General features: G+C 69.2%; 3 protein-coding genes and 1 pseudogene. 2 read left to right on the top strand and 2 right to left on the bottom strand.

The features are described from left to right. The first annotated feature begins 64 nt into the window (after positions 1 to 64). On the top strand, positions 65 to 850 hold the full coding sequence (locus JL475_RS37850; protein ID WP_202282746.1) for a site-specific integrase: 786 nt from the start codon (positions 65 to 67) through the stop codon (positions 848 to 850). A 289-nt stretch (positions 851 to 1,139) separates the two neighbouring features. Continuing rightward, positions 1,140 to 2,369, top strand: coding sequence for a glycosyltransferase (locus JL475_RS37855; protein ID WP_202282747.1), 1,230 nt, complete (start codon positions 1,140 to 1,142; stop codon positions 2,367 to 2,369). An 85-nt stretch (positions 2,370 to 2,454) separates the two neighbouring features. Here the strand turns inward: JL475_RS37855 and JL475_RS37860 are convergent, their stop codons facing one another. Together JL475_RS37860 and JL475_RS41825 are read right to left on the bottom strand one after the other, a co-directional pair. Further along, positions 2,455 to 5,091 carry a Tn3 family transposase gene (locus JL475_RS37860; RefSeq protein WP_307825320.1) on the bottom strand — a complete coding sequence of 879 codons (2,637 nt, stop codon included), beginning with the start codon at positions 5,089 to 5,091 and terminating at the stop codon, positions 2,455 to 2,457. A gap of 11 nt (positions 5,092 to 5,102) precedes the next feature. Then, a pseudogene (locus JL475_RS41825) lies at positions 5,103 to 5,369 on the bottom strand (DUF4158 domain-containing protein); the annotation flags it as partial. Between the last annotated feature and the right edge of the window lie 134 nt (positions 5,370 to 5,503).

A 5,503-nucleotide genomic window follows, 5' to 3' on the forward strand; every position in this document is an offset into this window, starting at 1 on the left:
ACAGGCCGTATCGCGCTGACCTGCGACAACGACGCCCCGGACCCATTCATGTGCCCATCAACTGATGAACTCGGGGAACGGCGCCGTTCCCCTCGTGGTCTCCTACGACGGCCATGAGCGCGTCTGGAATCCTGCGATGCCGCTGCTGTTCCAGCGCCACTTCGGCGTGGAGAACCGACCGATCCCGGTCAGCGGGATCCGGCAGATGCTCAACGACGCGCTTTCCCGCACCGGGCTGACCGACACCAGCAACCGGCCGCTGACGTTCAGCCCTCACGACTTCCGACGGCTGTTCATCACGGACGCGATCATGAACGGCATGCCGCCCCACATCGCCCAGCTCGTGGTCGGCCACCGCGACATCAACACCACCATGGGCTACAAGGCGGTCTATCCCGAGGAGGTCATCAACGGCCACCGCGCGTTCATCTCCCGCCGCCGTGCCACCCGCCCCAGCCAGGAGTACCGAACCCCCACCGACGAGGAGTGGGAGGAGTTCCTCGGCCACTTCGAACGCCGCCGGGTCGCCCTGGGCGACTGCGGCCGCACCTACGGAACCAGCTGCGTCCACGAGCACAGCTGCCTGCGATGCAGCCTCCTGCGGCCCGATCCCGACCAGCGCCCCCGCATCCAAGAGATCCGTGACAACCTGCGCGACCGCATCGCCGAAGCCGAACGAGAGGGATGGCTCGGCGAAGTCGAAGGGCTCAAGGTCAGCCTCGCCGGCGCCGTGCAGAAACTCGCTCAGCTCGACGAGCGGGCCCGCCGGACCATGACCGTCAGCCTTGGCATACCCGCGTTCCGGGACATCGCCAGCCGCACAGTCACCGCGAGCAAGGACCCCTCATGACGTCCTCCGACGACCAGCTGCACCGACGCCTGCAGGCTCACGCCCGCGGCGTGCACAGCTTGAGTGCCACTGTCGAACTCGTCATCGCGCATCGGTGCTGGCTGCACCGCTCCGACTTTCGGGACCGGTTCCTGCACAGCGAACGCCAAAAGGCAAAGGCAAAAAGGTTACCCACTCCTTGCCATGCTCAACGTATAGCGCACCGGGGGGCTTGCGGCAAGGCCCCCGGCGTGCCGCAGAATCGCTGGCCGAAGCCAGAACCTACGGAAATGGGTGTCGCGAAGTGCGTGTGTTGTTGTCGACGTATGGGTCGCGCGGGGACGTCGAACCGCTGGTGGGACTCGCGGTGCAGTTACGGGAACTCGGCGCGGAGGTGCGGGTGTGCGCGCCGCCGGATGAGGACTTCGCGCGGCGGTTGGGCGGTGTGGGCGTGCCGCTGGTGCCCGTCAGCCGGTCGGCGCGGGCGTGGACGAAGGAGGCCCCGCCGGCGTCTGGCCTGCCGCAGCGTGCGGCCGAGGTGATTGCCGGGCAGTTCGACGCGGTCACCGCGACGGCCGAGGGATGCGACGTGCTGGTGGCGACAGGGATGATGCCGGCCGCAGCCGGTGCGCTGTCGGTGGCCGAGATGCTGGGCATCCGGTCCGTGTCCGTGACCTTCCAGCAGCTCACCCTGCCGGCGCCGCACCGCCCGCCGCTGGCGTATGCGGGGCGGCCGTTCCCGCCGGAGGTCACCGACAACCGGGTGCTGTGGGATCTGGACGCCCAGAGCATCGACGCGCTGTTCGGCGAGGCGCTTAACACGAACCGGGCGGCGGCCGGTCTGCCCCCGGTGCAGCACGTCCGCGACTACGTCATCGGCGACCAGCCATGGCTGGCGACGGACCCGGTCCTGGACCCGTGGCAGGAGACACCGGACCTCGATGTCGTTCAGACCGGCGCGTGGATCCTGCCGGACGAGCGCCCGCTCCCGGCCGCCTTGGTAGCGTTCCTGGACGCCGGCGCGCCACCGGTGTACGTGGGCTTCGGCAGCATGCCGATGCACGCCTCGACGGACGTTGCCCAGGTGGCGATCGAGGCGGTCCGCGCGCAGGGCCGCCGCGCCGTCATCGGGCGCGGCTGGGCGGACCTGGCGCTGATCGACGGCCGTGAGGACTGCTTCGCCGTCGGCGAGGTCAACCACCAGGCGCTGTTCGGCCGGGTGGCCGCCGTCGTGCACCATGGCGGCGCGGGTACGACGACGACGGCCGCCCGGGGCGGCGCCCCCCAGGTGGTGGTCCCCCAGTTGGCGGATCAGCCGTACTGGGCCGGCCGGGTAGCCGAGTTGGGCATCGGCGCGGCACACGACGGTCCAGCTCCGACCTTCGAGTCCCTGTCGGCCGCGCTGAGGACGGCCCTGATCCCCGAGACCCGCGCACGAGCGGCCGCCGTGGCCGGCACGATCCGCACCAACGGGGCGACGGTGGCCGCGAAGCTGCTGCTCGACACGGTCAGCCGAGAAAGGCCGGCAGTGTCCGCGTGAACCACGCGGGATCGTCGAGTCAGGGAAAGTGTCCGGTGCCTCCGCACCGAACTCCACGACGCCTTCATCTCCTTCGCCTGCAGCTTCATCTGCTTACGAGCCGAGCCATGATCGCGTTACGTGCTCGTAGTTCAGAGAACACGTAGACCAGGGCGGACTGCAGGATCCGCAGACACAGCACGAACATCTCCTGCTCGTCGCGCCGGTTCGAGGCGATCTCCCCGCCCTTGCCGTACGCGAGGACGGAGTTGGCGCCGTTGGAGGACTCCATGACGTTCAGGCCCTCCTCGATCTCCCGCTGAAGGTCCCGCAGCCGCAGGTAGCGGGCCACGAAGATGGTCTTCTGCGCCCGTCCGACCTCCAGCATCGCCGCGTAGGTGGGGTGGGAGGCGTTGCGGGTGAATCGGCGCAGGATTGCCTCGGTGGACGCGGTCCGCGTACGGATCGCGGTCGCATACTTGATCATCTGGTCGTACTGCTGGGCGATGAATTCCCAGCGGATCGGGCGGGTCAGCGCCGGACCGAGCTGCGGGTAAGCGTCCGGTTCGCCGGCCACCGGCCGGTACAGCTTGGCCTTGTTGATCCGCTTGATGCGCGGCAGCAGGTCGAAGTTCAGCAGTCTCGTGACGCCGAAGCCGATTTCCGACTGGCCGTGCGAGTCGGTGTAGTTGGACTCGACGTCCATCGCCGTGCCGTGCCGCATTGCGCCCTCGACCATCGCGGCGACCTCGGAGGCGGTGCAGTTGATCAGCTGGGAGTGAATGGCCAGGGACTTCTTCTCCACGTGCCAGTAGATGAGCACTCCGCGGCCGCCGTAGCGGGAGTGCCACTCGGTGAACAGGTTCTGGTCGTAGGCGCGCACGTGGGTGGAGTCGGAGGCGACCGCGGTCGAGCCCTGGCCCCACAGCTCGGTGCTGCGGGCGGCGAAGGTGGCGTTCGCGATCTGGATGGCGATGGCGCGTGCGGCCTCGGCGGACAGGTAGCGGCGCCGTACGTAGCGCAGTTCGTCCTCGGTGTGGCCGTGGCCGCCGGAGGCGACGGCCTTGATCCCGGTGTTGGTGCCGTAGGCGTAGATCACCAGGAGCAGGCGTTCGGCCAGGACCTCCGCCGAGAGGGAGCCGCCGCCGGAGACGGAGGTGACCGCGTCCAGGCAGCCGGTGCGTAGCACGGCTTCCTTGAGCATGTCGATGAGCGGCACGATGCCCCACCGGCGCTGTACCTCGCCCTTGATCCTGCGCAGGTTGCGCGGCTCGGGCTGGGCCTCGGCCGGGGTCAGCCGGATCGCCCCGGACTTGCGCTCGGCGATGTCCAGCCAGCTCAGCTTGGGTATCTGGTCGTTGAGCAGGGTCAGTTCGGTGGTCATCTGCTCGCGCAGCTCGTCGATGAAGACGGCGGCGTCCAGCGGTTTGCGCAGCTCGCGGTAGTTCTCCTCGCGCCGTTCGGCGAAATCCTGGGGGAGATCCTCGTCGGGGTTGCGCCACTTGTCGGCGCCGACGACCCAGATCTCCTTGCACTTGAGCTGATCGCGCAGGGCCTGGAAGGCGACGACCTCGTAGACCATGCGCACCACCCGGCGCCGGCCCCGCTTGTCAGTGCGATGGACGACCTCGGCCCAGTCCCCGCCCATCGCCTTGTGCACCGGCACCGTCTCGCCCAGCGGGTAGTACGTCGTGTTCCCGGCGTTCGCGTACCAGGCCACCAGCGCCAGGGCCTCGATCACCGGCCGGTGCGTGTGGTTGGACGAGCGGAACTCCAGCACATCCAGCAGCTTGATCAGCCCGCGCCGGTAGTGGTTGGTGTAGGACGCCTTCAACGTGGTCTGCACCGTGCGCCGGTAGACCGGGCCGCGGGTCTTGAACTCGTGCACCAGCTCCCGCAGCGTCTGCTCCCCGCCCAAGACCGCCGGGTAGACGACCTCGCGGACCGTGCCCTCCGGCTCGGTGAGCGATGCCTCGGCAAGCTTGAAGAGGATGTTCTCCTTGCCCGACACCCTCTTGAACGCATTGACCAGCTGCTCGGTGACCTTCTTCTCCGCCCGCGCCCCGATCCGGTGCACCGTGGAGATCAGCAACTCGACCAGCGTGTCCGTGATCTCTCGCTCCCGCTCGTGCAGCAGTGCGGCCAGCAGCGTCACCCGCAGCGGCAGCGGGTGCGTCCGCAGATGGGACGGAGACTCCACCGCGGCCCGCGCCCGCCATCCGGCCACCACCTTCGGCGCGACATCGGCGAACAGGTCCGCCGACAGGCCGACCGCACGGACCGCCAGCAGCTTGTCGATCTCGGTGAGCATCGTCTCCAGGCTCACGTTGCCCGGAGCCTCCTTGATCTTCCCCAACACCGGCGGGCCGTCCCCGCCCTCACCGGTACCGGCATCACCGGGTACGGCGTCGTCCTCCTGGTCGGCGCCGGCGACCAGGGCCACGATCCGCTCGATGCTGTCCGCCGTCAGCCGCGCCGAGATCCGAGCCGTCAGCCTCTCCTCGGCCGCCCACAACGCCGACGCCACAATCCGGTCACACCGCCCCGGAGTGGGCGGCTCGATGCACTCCGTGCGGCAGCGGGCCAGCAGCTCCACCCGCACCTGCTCCGGCCGCCGCTCCTTGCACGCGACGTGCTCGGCGAGCCAGGCCGCCAGCTTGTCCGCGTCCGCGACGCTGCACTCGCGGAAGCCCAGGTGCCGCGGATCTGTGCACGGTGGTACTCGATCGTCCGGCCGGTCCACTCGTACGTCCCCAGCTCGGACACGGACACCTGCACCTGTCGGGCTACGAACTCCACCGCCTCGCCCGGTAGCTCGAACCGGCCCCGGGGAAACCGGCCGTGCTGCGTATAGAACTTCAGCAGCACCGCGAAGCCCAACCGCGTCGCACCGCGTTTGCCGGACACGAGTTCCTGCTCGTCCTTCAGCAGCGTCCAGTGCTCGACCAGCTCGTCCAGGTCCAACGGGGTACGGGCCACAGTCGTCGATCGTCCTCGCGAGGCTTCACCCACCGCAGCCATACGGCCTCGGGCTCACCCGCACGGATGACACCCTCGCAAGATCATCGCCGTTTGCGGCTGGGTTGGGTCGGGCCGGGGCGCGGTACTGGCCTTGCGACCAGCCCGTTTCCCCGACCCGCCCGCCGCACCCGCCG

The sequence above is a fragment of the Streptomyces sp. M2CJ-2 genome, assembly GCF_016757295.1.
Taxonomy (GTDB): domain Bacteria; phylum Actinomycetota; class Actinomycetes; order Streptomycetales; family Streptomycetaceae; genus Streptomyces.

What these genes read in the sequence shown, in the direction of transcription:
- JL475_RS37850 (WP_202282746.1), top strand. Translation starts at nt 65, where the DNA reads ATGAACTCGGGGAACGGCGCCGTTCCCCTCGTGGTCTCCTACGACGGC.